We start from the raw sequence: 14439 nt of genomic DNA, 5'->3' as shown, positions 1-14439 counted from the left end.
ATGGGCGGGTGACTGGTGACCTGATCCCTGGCGCCTCCGGCGCCGCCCCCGCCGCCACCCCCGTGGACGCGGATCTGGTGGTCAGCCTCGACGGCGTCGGCGTACGCCGGTCCGGCACCGCGCTGCTGCACGACGTGACCTGGCGGGTCGAGCTGGACGAGCGCTGGGTGGTGCTCGGGCCGAACGGCGCCGGCAAGACGACGCTGCTCAACCTCGCCGCGGGTCGGCTGCACCCGACCATCGGCACCGCGCACGTGCTCGGCGAGCGGATCGGCCGGACGGACGTCAACGAGCTGCGGACCCGCATCGGCCTCTCCACCGCCGCGCTCGCCGAGCGGGTCCCCGCCGACGAGCGGGTCGCCGACGTCGTGGTCACCGCCGCCTGGTCGGTGGTCGGCCGCTGGCGGGAGAGCTACGACCGCACCGACGAGGCCCGGGCCCACGCGCTGCTCGGGCAGCTCGGCATCGGCGGGCTCGCCGACCGCCGGTACGGCACCCTGTCCGAGGGCGAGCGCAAGCGGGTGCAGATCGCCCGGGCCCTGATGACCGACCCGGAGCTGCTCCTGCTCGACGAGCCGGCCGCCGGGCTCGACCTCGGTGGGCGGGAGGACCTGGTCGCCCGGCTCGCCGAGCTGGCGTACGACCCGGACGCCCCGGCGCTGGTGCTGGTCACCCACCACGTCGAGGAGATCCCGCCGGGCTTCACCCACGCCCTGCTGCTGCGCGAGGGCGGCGTGGTGGCGCAGGGCCTGCTGGGGGACACCCTCACCGGGGACAACCTCTCCAAGACCTTCGGGCTGCCGCTGGTGGTCGAGCGCTCGGGCGACCGGTACACCGCCCGCGCCGCCTGAGGCGCGCCGCGCGTCCCGCCGACCCCGACAGGAGACTCCCGTGCCGCAGACCCGGGTGACCGTGGTGGGCAGCGCGAACATGGACCTGGTGGCCATGGCGCCCGCGCTGCCCCGGCCGGGGGAGACCATGCTCGGCACCGACTTCGTCATGGTGCCCGGCGGCAAGGGCGCCAACCAGGCCGTCGCCGCCGCCCGCGCCGGCGCGGCGTGCACCTTCCTCGGCGCGATCGGCTCGGACTCCTTCGGGGTCACCCTGAAGGCCCGCATCGCCGCCGCCGGGGTGGACACCGGGCACCTACGGGTGGTCTACGGCACCTCCGGCGTGGCCCTGGTGATGGTCAACGCCGAGGGGGAGAACGCGATCCTGGTGACCCCGGGCGCCAACGGCGCGCTGACCGGCCTCAGCGATGAGGAACTGGGCAGCGTACGGGCCGCGGACGTCCTGGTCGCCCAGCTGGAGATCCCGGTCGAGACCGTGACCGAGGCCGCGGTCGCCGCCCACGCGGCCGGTACCCGGGTCATCCTCAACGCCGCGCCGGCCCGCCCGGTCCCCGACGAACTGCTCGCCGCGGTGGACCTGCTCGTGGTCAACGAGCGTGAGGCGCAGGCGCTCACCGGGCGCGGCCGGGAGGCGCCGCATGCCCTGCTGGAGCTGACGCCCCGGGCCGTGCTCACCCTCGGTGCCGACGGCGCCTGGTACGGAGACCGGGACGGGACGGCCGTGCACGTGCCCGCGGTCAAGGTGGACGTGGTGGACTCCACCGCCGCCGGGGACGCGTTCACCGCGGCACTCGCCGTCGGCTGGGGCGAGGGGCGGGACCTGGTCGACGCGGTCCGGTGGGCGGCGGCGGCCGGCGCGGCCTGCACCCGCCGGCTCGGCGCGTCGGTGGCGCTGCCACACCGGCCCGAGATCGACGCGCTCTACACGCCGGCCTGACCCGCCGCGCCCGCCGTCGGCCCTCCACCGGTCCGGAACGCCCGCCGGTACGCCGACGGCGACGTGCGCATGGCCCGGCCGAAATGATGGCGGTAGGTCACCGGGGTGTCGAAGCCCATCGTCGCGGCGATCTCCTCGACCGGCGCGTCCGTCGTCTCCAGCAGCGCCACGCTGGCCCGCACCCGCTGGTCGATCAGCCAGCGGATCGGGCTCGTCCCGGTGGCCCGGGCGAAGTGCCGCAGGTAGGTGCGGGTCGACATGTGCGCCTGCCCGGCCAGCCGCGCCACGGTCAGCGGCTCGGCGAGGTGGGCCAGCGCCCACGCGATGCTGCCGGCGATCCGGTCGTCGTCCGGATCGTCCGGCACCGGCGCCTCGATGTACTGGGCCTGCCCGCCGTCGCGGTGCGGCGGGATCACCAGCCGCCGGGCGACCGCGTTGGCGATCGCCGCGCCGTGGTCCCGCCGGACCAGGTGCACGCAGAGGTCCAGCCCCGCCGCACTGCCGGCGCTGGTGAGCAGGTCACCGTCGTCGAGGTAGAGCACGTCCGGGTCCACGTCGACGGCCGGATACCGACGGGCCAGCAGGTCCGCGTACTGCCAGTGGGTGGTGGCCCGGCGCCCGTCGAGCAGGCCCGCGCCGGCCAGCGCGAACGCGCCCGAACAGATGGACATGATCCGGGCGCCCCGCCGGTGTGCCCGACGCAGCGCGGCGACGAGAGCGGGCGAGGGGTCCGCGGTGACGTCCGGAACCCCGGGCACGATCACCGTCCGTGCCGCGGCCAGCACGTCCAGACCGTACGGGGTGTGCAGGTTCGCGCCGCCGACCATCGGCACCGGGCCGGGCCGCTCCGCGCAGACCCGCAGGTCGTACCAGTCGACGTCGAACTCGGGCCGGGGCAGTCCGAACACCTCGGTGACGATCCCGGTCTCGAAGACCGACATCCCCGCGTACGCCAGCACCGTGACGCTGCGATCGGCCGGCGGGCGGCTGTCGGGCCCGGTCAGCGGACGGGGCGGAGCGAGCTGGCGGGGCATGGCGGGATGTTAGCGCAGGACGTCTTTCCAGCCACTCGTTTCACCCGACGCCGCCGCGCACGATCGGTGCCATGACGAACACCTTCGCCGTACCGGCGGCCGACCCCGCGTCCGCCGCCGCCCACTTCCGCGCCCGGCTCAGCTACGAGACCGACGTCAGCGACGTGCACGCCGACCTGACCGCCGGGGTGCCCGGCCTGGTGGTCGTCGACTCCCGGGGCGCCGCCGCCTGGGCGCAGGGGCACCTGCCGGGCGCCGTGCACCTGCCGACCGCCGAGATAGCCACCCGCGCCACCGAGCTGGTACCGGCCGGCTCGGCCGTGGTCACCTACTGCTGGGGGCCCGGCTGCAACGGCGCCACCCGGGCCGCGCTGGAGTTCGCCCGGCTCGGCCACCGGGTCAAGGAGATGCTCGGCGGCTACGAGTACTGGGTCCGGGAGGGGCTGCCGGTGGTGACCGGGACCGGTCTGACCCGACGCCCGGTCGACGACCTGACCGCACCCCGGTCGACGATCAGCTGCGACTGCTAACCGCTCTGCTCGGCGGTCTCGTCGACGAGCTTCTCGCCCCGCCGGCGCAGCATGCCCAGCCCCGGGATGCCGGCGACGGCGAGCTTGAGGTCACGGGTGACGTCCAGCAGATCGTGCAAATCCGGGCCGACCCGGTCGAGGGTGGCCAGGATCGGCAGGATGTCCGCCGTCAGGTGCTCCCGCAGCTTCGGCAGCTCGTCGATGAGCCGGATCGCCGCGGTCACCTCCTCGTGACTGAGCTGCTCGACGAACCGGGTCGTCATCGGCGCGGCCCGACGCAGCGCCGGCTCGTACGCCACCAGCAGCTCGGCCGCGGTCGCTGCCGCCTCGGCCGCGGTGCCCACCGCGGCCGAGGCCCGCCCGGCCACCGACTCCGCCTCGACCACCACCGCGCCGGCCGTACGGGACACCTGCTCCGCCTCCCCGACCACCACCGCGGCGGCGGTCGCGACCTCGGTGGCGGTCTCGATCGCGCTGGTCGCCGCGGCACTGATCACCGCCACCTCGCGGACCGCCGACTCGGCGTCGGTCAGCACCCGGTCGGTGCGCTCGAGGGTCCGCTCGATCCGGTCCACCACCCCGTTGATCCGGGCCAGCAACGCCTCCACGTCGTCCAGCACCGCGAACGCGCGCGCCGGCACGGCCGCGAACGAGGCGGCCGAACCGAGGGCCTGGTCGAGGGCGGACCGGGTGAGACCGACGACGGTGGACGGCCGGGGGAGGGGAATCGCCATGGCACCCAGTGTGCGTCGCCCGCGCCCGTGCCGCCCGCCGGCGTCCACCCGCCCGGCCGGTCAGCGCCGGTCCGGGTGCTGCTCCATGGCGCGCTGCACGGCCCGGTAGATCTGCCCGAACCGCAGCGCGTCCGGCGTACGCACCAACAACTCCTCCCGGCCGTGGTGCTGCACCCAGAGCTCGTGCACCCGGTTGCCCCGCTCGTAGGAGCGGTCCAGCCAGCCCAGCGGCACCTCCAGGAACGGGGTGAGGGCGAGCGCCCCGACCGCGCAGCCGGCGAGGATGATCAGCGCGAGCTTCCACTCGCCGCGGTCCTGCGCCGACCAGACCAGGGCGACGACGCAGACCAGCGCCACCAGGGGCGGCAGCGACAGCAGCAGGACCAGGACGCCCCGGCCCAGCACCCGGCCCCGCACGGCGAGCGTCGTGCGACCGCGGGCGTGCCAGACGTACGTCACGTCGGTGAGCGCCACGGCGTGCCCGCCCGCCCGGATCGAGTCGGAGGTCACCTGCACCGTGGCGTCCCGGTAATAGACCACCATCACTCAGCCTAACCACGCCCCGGCAACCTCACGCCGGGCGCGAATCCTGCCGGGCCGAGAGCGAGGACCGCCCGCACCAGCGGCTCTCCTCGGCAAGCCGGCGAGGCGACGGCGGCGGAGTGGGGCGGTGCGCGTCCTTTAGAGCTGAGTCGTCTACGACATCACGCAGGCGCCCGGCCCGGCGGATCGGGGAAACCCGGCACCACCGCGGGTGCCTGCCCCTTCGCGCGTCGCCGGCCGCCGGACAAGCTCCACGCGCGGCCGTAGGTGCCCTGCCCCTCCATCCTGCTCTCGCCGCCGGCCGCCGCACGGCGTCTCGGGCCGGGACCTCTCCGTCACCCCCGCGCCCGTGTGGTGGCGCCCAGCAGCCGGCGGATCGGTTCGGTGAATCGTTTACGTCATCAGCTCCAAAGGCTCCGCAGGACACCGGCGGACTCCTCCGGGGCCCCCCGGGTCGGGCGTCGGCCCCGGGGTCGGGGCGGATAGCGTCGCGGTATGACGGGGGAGGAGCGCAACGTCGAGGTCGTCCGTCGGTACCTGCGGACGTTCGTCACCAAGGACCTGGCCGAGCTGCGCGCGGTGGTCGCGGAGGACGTGCTCATTTACGGCTCCGGCACGGCCGTGCGAGGCCGCCACTTCGTGGAGCGGGCCGTCGCGTCACCCGGGCTCACCGTGCTCGACCAGCAGATCCACGAGCTTTTCCCGGCCGGCGACCGGGTCACCGTCGTGATGGCGCAGACCTACCGGCGGGACGCCACCGGCGCGACCGCGGTGCAGAGCGCCTGCAAGATGTACCGGCTGGCGCAGGACAGGATCGTGCAGTTCTGGGGCGAGCAGGACCTCTACGGCCTGCTGCGCGGCCTCGGCATGCTGCCGGACGAGCCGATCCGTTTCTAGCTCCGCCGCCCGCGGCTCGGCGCCCCGGCAGCCCGCGCCCCGGCGCGTACCGGCTGCCCCTGCTCCATCGCCCGCTGCAGGGCCCGGTAGATCTGGCCGAACCGGAGCGCGTCACCGGTACGCAGCAGCCGCACCGGTTGGCCGCGCCAGCGCGCCCAGATCTCCAGCTGGCGGCTGCCTCGGGCGTACGAGCGGTCGAGGTGTTCGAAGAGGAAGTCGGCGACCGGGCCGACCGCGAGCCCGACCAGCACGGACGCGCCGACGATGGCGATCGTGACGGTGGTCGAGCGGTCCAGCCAGACCGCCAGCGCGATCCCGAGGAGCGCCGCCACCAGCGGGCCGGTCATGGCGGCGCCGATCGCGCCGCGACCGGCGAGCACCCGCCAGGAGCGGCTGCCCCGCCGGTGCCAGACCATGCTGATCTCGGCGAGCGGGACGGTCCGGCCGTCCACGCGGACGGCGGTGGAGGTGACCTGCACGGATCTGTCGTCGTAGTAAGTGATCATCGCTGGCCTCCCGGGCCGGGGCTGCTACCAGACTACGTACCCAAACGAGGTGGGCCGTAAGGTTGGCACGCGACTTCGACGAGGAAGTGAGGGCAGCGTGAGCGAGTTCGTGCGGCTGGAGATCAAGGACGGGATCGGCACCATCCGGCTGGAGCGGCCGCCGATGAACGCGCTCAACACTCAGGTCCAGGAGGAGCTGCGCACCGCCGCGACGGCGGCCACCGCCGATTCCGAGGTCCGCGCCGTGATCGTGTACGGCGGCGAGAAGGTCTTCGCCGCGGGCGCGGACATCAAGGAGATGGCCGACATGTCCTACGTGGACATGGCGGAGCGGGCCGCCGACCTGTCCAGCGCGCTCGGCGCGATCGCCCGGATCCCGAAGCCGGTGGTCGCCGCGATCACCGGGTACGCCCTCGGCGGCGGCTGCGAGCTGGCCCTCGCGTGCGACTGGCGGGTGGTGGCCGAGGACGCGAAGCTCGGCCAGCCGGAGATCAAGCTGGGCATCATTCCCGGCGCGGGCGGCACCCAGCGGCTGGCTCGGCTCGTCGGCCCGGCCCGTGCCAAGGACCTCATCATGTCCGGCCGGATGGTGGACGCCCAGGAGGCGCTGCGGATCGGCCTGGCCGACCGGGTCGCCCCGGCGGCCGAGGTCTACGCGACCGCGGTCGAGCTGGTCCGCCCGTACCTCAGTGGTCCGAGCCAGGCGCTGCGGGCGGCCAAGCTCGCGGTCGACGGCGGCCTGGACATGGACCTGTCCTCGGGTCTGGCGTGGGAGAGCCAGCTGTTCGCCGCGCTCTTCGCCACGGACGACCGGCGTGAGGGGATGGCGGCGTTCGTCGAGAAGCGCAAGCCGAACTTCACCGGTCGCTGAACGGGCGACTGCCGGTCAGACCCAGCCGCGGCGGACCGCCTCCATGCCGGCCTGGAAACGGGTCTCGGCACCGACCATCGTCATGATCCGGTGCACCTGGCGGTGCACGGTCCGGACGCTCAGGCCCAGCGTGCGAGCGATCCGCTCGTCGGTGGCGCCGCCGGCCAGCAGGCCGATCAGCTCGATGTCCCGGTCGGACAGCCGGTCCGGGTGGTCCTCCGCGGCGCGGTCGCCGGTGCCGGCGCGGTCGGCAGTGCCGTTGCGGCCCACGACGTCGGACCGGTTGATCGCGACGGCCCGGGCCCAGAGCGCCTCGAACAGCTCGCTGAACGCGTCGAGCAGTGACGACGGGTGGACCAGGTACGCGGCGTCGGCCAGGGGGCCGTCCGCCATGACCGGGACGAGCGCGTAACGGTCGTCGCAGAGCACCAGCTTCATCGGTACGTCGCTGGCGACGCGGGCCCGCTCGCCGCTCTGGATGCCCCGCCAGATCTCCGCCATCCGCCCCGGAATGTCCAGCGCCGACCGGTCGTAGATGACCCGGTAGGTGAGGCCACGGTCGGCGAGCTGGTGGGTCTCCTCGGAGTTGCCGGTCACCGGGTTGTCGAGGTAGGGCCCCCGGTCCAGGCCACGGATCTGCACCTGTGCCTCGCGCTGGAGTCGGACGAGCGTGGCGCGCAGGTTCGCCGCGCCCTCGACCACCTCGACCAGTTCGGCGGGGTGCCGGCCCGTCCCGTCGCGCCGCCGGATCTCCTTGGCCAGGTGGTCGGCGTGCGTGCGCAGGCGGAGCAGGTCGCGCTCCCGTTCGGCGATCAGCGAGGTGGCCACCTGGTCCGGCGGCGTGGCCGCGTACCGGGTCGGACGCCCGGGCAGCCGGCTGGCCAGGCCGCGGTCGACCAGGCGGCCGAGCGTGCGGGACAGCTGCGCCTGGGAGAGCGCGACGTCGTCGACGAGGTCGGCCCGGGTCGCCTGCCGCCGACGGGTCAGCGCCTCGTAGACGCGCTCCTCGGGTTCGGACACACCCACCACATGCCACATCCGAAGCCTCCGTCGGGATCCGGCCAGCTGTCCGGAACAGGAATGTCCCGGGACATTGTCCGGCTCTTCGCGTGCGTGCCAAGATCCCCGGTCAATGGCCGCCAATTTCGTGTCAGGAATCATCTTCGATCTGGTGGCGGTGGTCGAGGTCTCCCCACAGCCGGGCGCGACCGTGCCGGCGGTGCGGACACCGGGGGTGACCTCGGTGGCGTCCGGCGGCCGGGGCCACGGTCGGTGCGACAGGTGACCGGTCGGTAACCTGTGACCCCGGCCACGGAGAAGGGGAGCGAGCATGACGGAGCGGATCGAGGGCCACGGCGGCGAACTGGCACTCGCGGCACTACGCGCACACGGCGTACGGGAGATGTTCACCCTCTCCGGCGGGCACGTCTTCCCGCTCTACGACGCCGCCCACAAGAACGACTTTCCGATCTACGACGTGCGGCACGAGCAGTCCGCGGTGTTCGCGGCGGAGGCGGTGGCGAAGCTCCAGCGCCGCCCCGGCCTGGCGGTGCTCACCGCCGGGCCCGGCGTGACCAACGGGATCTCGGGCCTGACCAGCGCCTTCTTCAACGCCTCCCCGGTGCTGGTGCTCGGCGGCCGGGCACCCGCCTTCCGCTGGGGCTCGGGCAGCCTCCAGGAGATGGACCACCTGCCGCTGGTCGCGCCGGTCACCAAGCACGCCGAGACCGTGTTCAGCACCGACGACATCCCGCGCGCGGTGACCGCCGCGCTCACCGCGGCGCTCACCCCGCACCGCGGCCCGGTCTTCCTCGACTTCCCGCTGGAGACCGTCTTCTCCGTCTCCGACGCGGACGTTCCGGCGCCGCCCGGGGTCGACCCGGTCGAGCCGAACCCGGAGGAGGTCGCCCGCGCGGCCGGCCTGATCGCCGCCGCGCAGCGGCCGGTCATCATCGCCGGGTCGGACGTCTACGCCGGCGACGCGGTGGCGGCGCTGCGCGAGGCGGCGGAGGCGTTGCAGGTGCCGGTCTTCACCAACGGCATGGGCCGGGGCTCGCTCCCGCCGGAGCACCCGCTCGCCTTCGCCAAGGCCCGTCGGGCCGCGCTCTCCGGCGCCGACGTGGTCGTGGTGGTCGGCACCCCGCTCGACTTCCGGCTCAGCTTCGGCGACTTCGGCGACGCCAAGGTGGTGCACATCGTCGACGCGCCCAGCCAGCGGGCCGGGCACGTCCAGCCGGCCGCCGCTCCGGCGGGCGACCTGCGGCTCATCCTCTCCGCGCTGGCCGACCACGCCGGCGACCGGGCGGACCACAGCGGCTGGATCGCCGACCTGCGCGCCGCCGAGGACGCCGCCAAGGCGCGGGACGCCGAGGAGATGGCCGCGGAGACCGACCCCATCCGTCCGGCCCGGATCTACGGCGAGCTGCGTAAGGTGCTGGCGCGCGACGCGATCACCATCGGCGACGGCGGCGACTTCGTCTCGTACGCCGGGCGCTACCTCGAGCCGGCGCAGCCCGGCACCTGGCTCGACCCCGGCCCGTACGGCTGCCTCGGCACCGGCATGGGTTACGCGATGGGTGCCCGGGTCAGCCACCCGGACCGGCAGATCTGCGTGCTGATGGGCGACGGCGCCGCCGGGTTCTCGCTCATGGACGTCGAGTCGCTGGTCCGCCAGAAGCTGCCGGTCGTGATCGTGGTCGGCAACAACGGCATCTGGGGGTTGGAGAAGCACCCGATGCGGGCGATGTACGGCTACGACGTGGCCGCGGACCTTCAGCCGGAACTCCGCTACGACCAGGTGGTGAGCGCGCTCGGCGGCGCCGGTGAGACGGTGGCGAAGGCCGCCGACCTCGGGCCGGCGCTCCAGCGCGCGTTCGACGCCGGGGTCCCGTACCTCGTCAACGTGCTCACCGACCCGGCCGACGCGTACCCCCGCTCGTCCAACCTCGCCTGAGCCGCCCGCCGCGCCGTCGCCGCAGGTCGGCGGCGGCGCGGGGCGGGCGCCGCTGGGCCCGGCCGCGCCCGCCCTCGATCACCTACACCTCCGGGCGGTCCTCCTCGCGCGGCGGCTCGCCCTCACGGGGGCGCAGCGCCTCCCCGCGCGGGCGCGGCCCCTCCGGCGGTGTCTCGTCGCGGCGGCGCAGGTCGTCCTCACGGCGGCGCAGGTCCTCCTCCCAGCGCCGGAAGAGCTCCTGGTCCTCCTGCCGAGACCGGTCGGCGATGGAGCCGAGGAACTCCGGGTCGTCGTCCGGGGCGACCGGGCGAGGGCGTTCGCGCGTCGGCGCCCACCGCTTGGGCCCGCCGGTCGCCGGGCGGCCGGGGGCGGCCTCCCGGCCGGCGACGAACCAGGCGATCGAGCCGACCAGCGGGAAGAACAGGATGATCAGCACCCAGGCGATCCGGGGCAGGGCGCGGATCTCGCCCTCCTCCGCGGACAGGCAGCTGATCAGCGCGCAGACGGCGAGGACGATCTGCGCCACGAAGAGGAGTGCGTACACCCGGACCATGCCTCCATCATCGCGCAACCGGCAGGGTCACCACAGCCCGCGCAGCACCAGCGACACGCCGAGCAGTGCCAGCAGCACGGTGCCCAGGGCGGCCAGCGGCAGGGACCGTCCACCGCTGGGCGCCGGCCCGGTCCCGGTGCCCCGCCGCCAGCAGAGCCGCAGCAGCGCGCCCCAGGTGAGCACCGCGATACCGGTGAGAACCGCGCCGGGCGCGCCGCCGGTCGACGCCAGCCGGACGGCCAGCGCGGTGACCACGGTGGCCGAGAGCGCCGTGCGCCGCCAGGCGAGCCGGGTGCGCTCGGGTTGCAGCCCGGGATCGCGCGGCGGTCGGCCCTGATCCGCTGCTCCTGGCGGTCGGGCGTACTCCCGCGGGCCGGGTGCGTCGGTCACTGGCCGCCGATCGCCCGGACGAGCACGGCGACCACCAGCAGCAGCGCGCCGAGGCCGACCGCGAGGGCGAGGACGGCCGGGAAGCGGGAGGCGGGCAGCTCCTCGCCGAGCCGGATGGCCCGCTCGGTCCGGGCCCAGTGGTCGACCGCGCGTACGGCGACTGCGCCGCCGAGCACGAGTAGCGCGATCGCGATCGCCTCACGCAGGTGCCGCAGCGGCAGCGGGGGCAGGAACTGGGCGGCGGCCAGCCCGCCCGCGACCAGCGCCAGGCCGGTCCGCAGCCAGGCCAGGAAGGTCCGCTCGTTGGCCAGCGAGAACCGGTAGTCCGGGGTGCTGCCCACCGAGCGCAGCTCCCGCGGGTCGAACCAGCGCCTGATCGACTCCCACACGTCACCGATTATCCGGTGGTGCCCGGTCGTAGCCTGAAGTGATGACGGATCTTGGTGCGACCACTCTGCGCATGGCGTACGACACCCAGCTGCGGCCGGAGCTGCCCGACCCGGTTCCGGCCGGTGTCACCGTCGAGCGGGACGGGCCGTTGCACCGGGTGCTCGGGCTCGGCCGCGGTGGTTTCCTCACCTACCGGGACCTGGGTGGGCTGACCGGCGCCGCACTGGACGAGCTGATCGCCCGGCAGGTCGAGCTGTTCCGGCAGCGGGGCGAGCAGGTGGAGTGGAAGCTCGCGGGGCACGACGAGCCGGCCGACCTCCCGGACCGGTTGCGGGCCGCCGGGTTCGTGCCGGAGGAGCGGGAGACCGTCGTGATCGGCCCGGTCGCGCCGCTGGCCGCCGCGCTGCCGGTGGTGCCCGAGGGCGTACGCCTGCGGGAGGTGACCGCCCGCGCGGACCTGGACCGGATCGTGGTGATGGAGGAGGCCGTCTGGCAGGCCGACCGCAGCCACCTCGCCGACGTTCTGGAGCGGGAGATCGAGGCCGATCCGCGGTCGATCGCCGTGGTGGTGGCCGAGGCGGAGGGGGCGGTGGTCAGCGCGGGTTGGATCCGCTACCTGCCGGCCACGGGTTTCGCCTCCCTGTGGGGCGGGTCGACGCTGCCGCAGTGGCGGCGCCGGGGGATCTACCGGGCGTTGGTGAGCTACCGGGCCCGGCTGGCCGAGCAGCGCGGACGCACGCTGTTGCAGGTGGACGCGTCCGACGACAGCCGGCCCATTCTGGAGCGGCTCGGCTTCGTCCCGGTCACCACGACCACGCCGTACGTCTACACTCCGTGATCATGGAGCAGCGATTGACGGACGAGGAGCGGCTGACCCTCAAGACCGGCGCGTTCGGGGCGGTCTTCCTGGTCTCGAACGCCGACCCCGGCGTGCTGTCGGTGCTGCGGGAGAGCGCCGCGGCGTCCGGGGCGTTCGCCGGCTCCAGTGGGGTGGTCAAGGAGGCGCTGACCACCGGGCCGTTGCCGAAGCTGCCTCGGGACTCGCCGTTGGAGATCGAGTCGACGGTGTTGCCGGCGCTCGGTCGCGCGGTGCGGATCCTGGCCGAGAAGTCGCCGGCGGACGTGGCGGCCTACCGGTCGGTGGTGCTCGCCGCCGCCGACCGGGTCGCCCGGGCGCACGCGGGAGTCGCCCCCGAGGAGGCGGCGATGATCGAGCGGATCAGGGACGCGCTGGCGGAATCGGCCTGAGTCCACCGCTCGCGCCGGTCCAGCGGTGACCTGTGTCACGCTGAGTGGCCGGAAGGCCGATGCTACTGGCAGGTAACATGGCGTCCGTGGGCAACCGCACAACAGCCCGTGGTTGACCGAGCGTTAAGTCACGCGGCAGGCTGCGCCCCAAGACCGGGCGAGCGAATCGCACCACCACACAGGAGGGTCGTCGAAGCGCGATGAACATCGTCGTACTCGTCAAGCAGGTGCCCGATTCGGGCGCGGACCGCAACCTGCGCAGTGACGACAACACCGTCGACCGCGGCTCGGCGAACAACGTCATCAACGAGATGGACGAGTACGCCATCGAAGAGGCGTTGAAGATCAAGGAGGCGCACGGCGGCGAGGTCACCATCCTGACCATGGGTCCGGACCGGGCGACCGAGTCGATCCGCAAGGCGCTCTCCATGGGCCCGGACAAGGCCGTCCACGTCGTGGACGACGCGCTGCACGGCTCCTGCGCCGTGGCGACCTCGAAGGTGCTCGCCGCCGCGCTGGGCACCCTCAACGCCGACCTGGTCATCTGCGGCGCGGAGTCGACCGACGGCCGGGTGCAGGTCATGCCGCACATGATCGCCGAGCGGCTGGGCGTGGCGGCGCTGACCGGCGCCCGCAAGCTCACCGTCGACGGCGGCACGCTCACCGTCGAGCGGCAGACCGAGGAGGGCTACGAGGTGGTCACCGCCTCGACCCCGGCCGTGGTCTCCGTGTGGGACACCATCAACGAGCCGCGCTACCCGTCGTTCAAGGGCATCATGGCGGCCAAGAAGAAGCCCGTGCAGACCCTCTCCCTGGGTGACCTCGGCGTCGCCCCGAGCGAGGTCGGCTTCGACGGCGCGACCAGCGCCGTGGTGGAGCACGCCAAGCGCCCGCCGCGCTCCGGCGGCGAGAAGATCACCGACGAGGGCGAGGGCGGCGTCAAGCTGGTCGAGTTCCTCGCCACCGAGAAGTTCGTGTGAGAGGTCTGGACATGTCTGAGGTTCTCGTCGTCGTCGAAGCCACCCGCGAGTTCGGCGTCAAGAAGGTCACCCTGGAGATGCTCACCCTCGCCCGCGAGCTGGGCACGCCCAGCGCCGTGGTGCTCGGCGGCCCCGGCGCGGCCGAGGCGCTGAGCGGCAAGCTGGGCGAGTACGGCGCGGAGAAGATCTACGCCGCGGAGAGCGAGGAGATCGACGGCTACCTGGTGGCCCCGAAGGCCACCGTGCTGGCCGAGCTGGTCCGCCGGGTCGAGCCCGCCGCCGTGCTGCTCGCCTCCTCGCAGGAGGGCAAGGAGATCGCCGCCCGGCTGGCGGTCAAGCTGGACAACGGCATCCTGACCGACGTGGTCGCGCTGACCGCCGACGGCACCGCCACCCAGGTCGCCTTCGCCGGCTCCACCATCGTCAAGAGCAAGGTCACCCGCGGCCTGCCGCTGGTCACCGTCCGGCCGAACTCGGTCAACCCGGCGCCGGTCGCCGCCACCCCGGCGGTCGAGCAGCTCACCGTCGCCGTGGCCGACGCCGACAAGCTGGCCAAGGTGGTGGACCGGGTCGCCGAGCAGAAGGGCTCCCGGCCCGAGCTCACCGAGGCGTCGGTGGTCGTCTCCGGCGGCCGCGGCGTCGGCAACGCCGACAACTTCAAGCTGGTCGAGGAGATGGCCGACCTGCTCGGCGGCGCCGTCGGCGCGTCCCGGGCGGCCGTCGACTCCGGCTTCTACCCGCACCAGTTCCAGGTGGGTCAGACCGGCAAGACCGTCTCCCCGCAGCTCTACGTCGCGCTCGGCATCTCCGGCGCGATCCAGCACCGGGCCGGCATGCAGACCTCCAAGACCATCGTCGCGGTGAACAAGGACGCCGAGGCGCCGATCTTCGAGCTGGCCGACTTCGGCGTGGTGGGCGACCTGTTCAAGGTCGTTCCGCAGGCCGCGGACGAGATCCGCAAGCGGAAGTGATCCGGTCCCGGCGGCGGTGCCGCCGGGAACCGACACGCGAGTGGCCATCCG

General features: G+C 74.0%; 18 protein-coding genes. 10 read left to right on the top strand and 8 right to left on the bottom strand.

What is annotated here, in order from left to right; translation table 11 throughout:
• Nucleotides 1-8: 8 nt before the first annotated feature.
• On the top strand, nucleotides 9-851 hold the full coding sequence (locus O7603_RS14905) for an ABC transporter ATP-binding protein (protein WP_281576306.1): 843 nt from the start codon (nucleotides 9-11) through the stop codon (nucleotides 849-851).
• Between the two features lie 40 nt (nucleotides 852-891).
• Nucleotides 892-1788 carry a ribokinase gene (locus O7603_RS14900; protein ID WP_281576305.1) on the top strand — a complete coding sequence of 299 codons (897 nt, stop codon included), beginning with the start codon at nucleotides 892-894 and terminating at the stop codon, nucleotides 1786-1788.
• On the opposite strand, the gene ftrA is transcribed toward O7603_RS14900, so the two are convergent.
• Entirely contained in the window at nucleotides 1773-2822 is a 1050-nt protein-coding gene (gene ftrA / locus O7603_RS14895; protein ID WP_281576304.1) for a transcriptional regulator FtrA, read from the bottom strand. The two genes, O7603_RS14900 and ftrA, sit on opposite strands and share 16 nt — an antisense overlap.
• 71 nt (nucleotides 2823-2893) lie before the next feature.
• Here ftrA and O7603_RS14890 point away from each other — a divergent pair, with 71 nt between their 5' ends.
• Nucleotides 2894-3352 carry a rhodanese-like domain-containing protein gene (locus tag O7603_RS14890; RefSeq protein ID WP_281576303.1) on the top strand — a complete coding sequence of 153 codons (459 nt, stop codon included), beginning with the start codon at nucleotides 2894-2896 and terminating at the stop codon, nucleotides 3350-3352.
• Here the strand turns inward: O7603_RS14890 and O7603_RS14885 are convergent.
• Nucleotides 3349-4086: a hypothetical protein gene (locus O7603_RS14885; protein ID WP_281576302.1), complete on the bottom strand. Its 738-nt coding sequence runs from the start codon at nucleotides 4084-4086 to the stop codon at nucleotides 3349-3351. The two genes, O7603_RS14890 and O7603_RS14885, sit on opposite strands and share 4 nt — an antisense overlap.
• A gap of 60 nt (nucleotides 4087-4146) precedes the next feature.
• The gene (locus O7603_RS14880) at nucleotides 4147-4629 is read right to left on the bottom strand and encodes a DUF6232 family protein (RefSeq protein ID WP_281576301.1); all 483 of its coding nucleotides are present in this window, start codon (nucleotides 4627-4629) and stop codon (nucleotides 4147-4149) included.
• A 495-nt stretch (nucleotides 4630-5124) separates the two neighbouring features.
• On the opposite strand from O7603_RS14880, the gene O7603_RS14875 reads away from it, so the two are divergent.
• On the top strand, nucleotides 5125-5526 hold the full coding sequence (locus O7603_RS14875; protein ID WP_281576300.1) for a nuclear transport factor 2 family protein: 402 nt from the start codon (nucleotides 5125-5127) through the stop codon (nucleotides 5524-5526).
• Here the strand turns inward: O7603_RS14875 and O7603_RS14870 are convergent.
• On the bottom strand, nucleotides 5523-6032 hold the full coding sequence (locus tag O7603_RS14870; RefSeq protein ID WP_281576299.1) for a DUF6232 family protein: 510 nt from the start codon (nucleotides 6030-6032) through the stop codon (nucleotides 5523-5525). The genes O7603_RS14875 and O7603_RS14870 overlap by 4 nt on opposite strands.
• Before the next feature lie 97 nt (nucleotides 6033-6129).
• On the opposite strand from O7603_RS14870, the gene O7603_RS14865 reads away from it, so the two are divergent.
• Nucleotides 6130-6903, top strand: coding sequence for an enoyl-CoA hydratase-related protein (locus O7603_RS14865; RefSeq protein WP_281576298.1), 774 nt, complete (start codon nucleotides 6130-6132; stop codon nucleotides 6901-6903).
• A 15-nt stretch (nucleotides 6904-6918) separates the two neighbouring features.
• Here the strand turns inward: O7603_RS14865 and O7603_RS14860 are convergent, their stop codons facing one another.
• Entirely contained in the window at nucleotides 6919-7923 is a 1005-nt protein-coding gene (locus O7603_RS14860; RefSeq protein ID WP_281576297.1) for a helix-turn-helix domain-containing protein, read from the bottom strand.
• Between the two features lie 310 nt (nucleotides 7924-8233).
• On the opposite strand from O7603_RS14860, the gene O7603_RS14855 reads away from it, so the two are divergent.
• Nucleotides 8234-9856 (top strand): acetolactate synthase, encoded by a 1623-nt coding sequence (locus tag O7603_RS14855; RefSeq protein WP_281576296.1) that lies wholly within the window; start codon nucleotides 8234-8236, stop codon nucleotides 9854-9856.
• Between the two features lie 82 nt (nucleotides 9857-9938).
• Here the strand turns inward: O7603_RS14855 and O7603_RS14850 are convergent, their stop codons facing one another.
• The 3 genes from O7603_RS14850 to O7603_RS14840 are packed head-to-tail and all read right to left on the bottom strand — an operon-like array spanning nucleotide 9939 to nucleotide 11188.
• Complete coding sequence (locus tag O7603_RS14850) at nucleotides 9939-10409, bottom strand: PLD nuclease N-terminal domain-containing protein (protein WP_281576295.1); 471 nt, start codon at nucleotides 10407-10409, stop codon at nucleotides 9939-9941.
• Nucleotides 10410-10436: 27 nt separating this feature from the next.
• Nucleotides 10437-10799 (bottom strand): DUF202 domain-containing protein, encoded by a 363-nt coding sequence (locus O7603_RS14845; RefSeq protein WP_281576294.1) that lies wholly within the window; start codon nucleotides 10797-10799, stop codon nucleotides 10437-10439.
• Nucleotides 10796-11188: a DUF202 domain-containing protein gene (locus tag O7603_RS14840; protein WP_281576293.1), complete on the bottom strand. Its 393-nt coding sequence runs from the start codon at nucleotides 11186-11188 to the stop codon at nucleotides 10796-10798. The genes O7603_RS14845 and O7603_RS14840 overlap by 4 nt, the downstream gene beginning before the upstream one ends.
• A gap of 41 nt (nucleotides 11189-11229) precedes the next feature.
• On the opposite strand from O7603_RS14840, the gene O7603_RS14835 reads away from it, so the two are divergent.
• The 4 genes from O7603_RS14835 (at nucleotide 11230) to O7603_RS14820 (ending at nucleotide 14388) form a co-directional block, all read left to right on the top strand.
• On the top strand, nucleotides 11230-12027 hold the full coding sequence (locus tag O7603_RS14835; protein ID WP_281576292.1) for a GNAT family N-acetyltransferase: 798 nt from the start codon (nucleotides 11230-11232) through the stop codon (nucleotides 12025-12027).
• Entirely contained in the window at nucleotides 12024-12437 is a 414-nt protein-coding gene (locus O7603_RS14830) for a hypothetical protein (protein WP_281576291.1), read from the top strand. Before O7603_RS14835 ends, O7603_RS14830 begins: the two co-directional genes overlap by 4 nt.
• A 200-nt stretch (nucleotides 12438-12637) precedes the next feature.
• A complete protein-coding gene (locus O7603_RS14825; RefSeq protein ID WP_281576290.1) occupies nucleotides 12638-13417 on the top strand; it encodes an electron transfer flavoprotein subunit beta/FixA family protein in 780 nt (259 codons plus the stop codon).
• 11 nt (nucleotides 13418-13428) lie between these two features.
• Nucleotides 13429-14388, top strand: a complete 960-nt coding sequence (locus O7603_RS14820; protein WP_281576289.1) for an electron transfer flavoprotein subunit alpha/FixB family protein — start codon at nucleotides 13429-13431, stop codon at nucleotides 14386-14388.
• The last annotated feature ends 51 nt before the right edge of the window (nucleotides 14389-14439 follow it).

The sequence above is a fragment of the Micromonospora sp. WMMD812 genome (assembly GCF_027497215.1).
GTDB lineage: Bacteria > Actinomycetota > Actinomycetes > Mycobacteriales > Micromonosporaceae > Micromonospora.
This window is presented reverse-complemented; position numbering and strand designations above follow the sequence as displayed.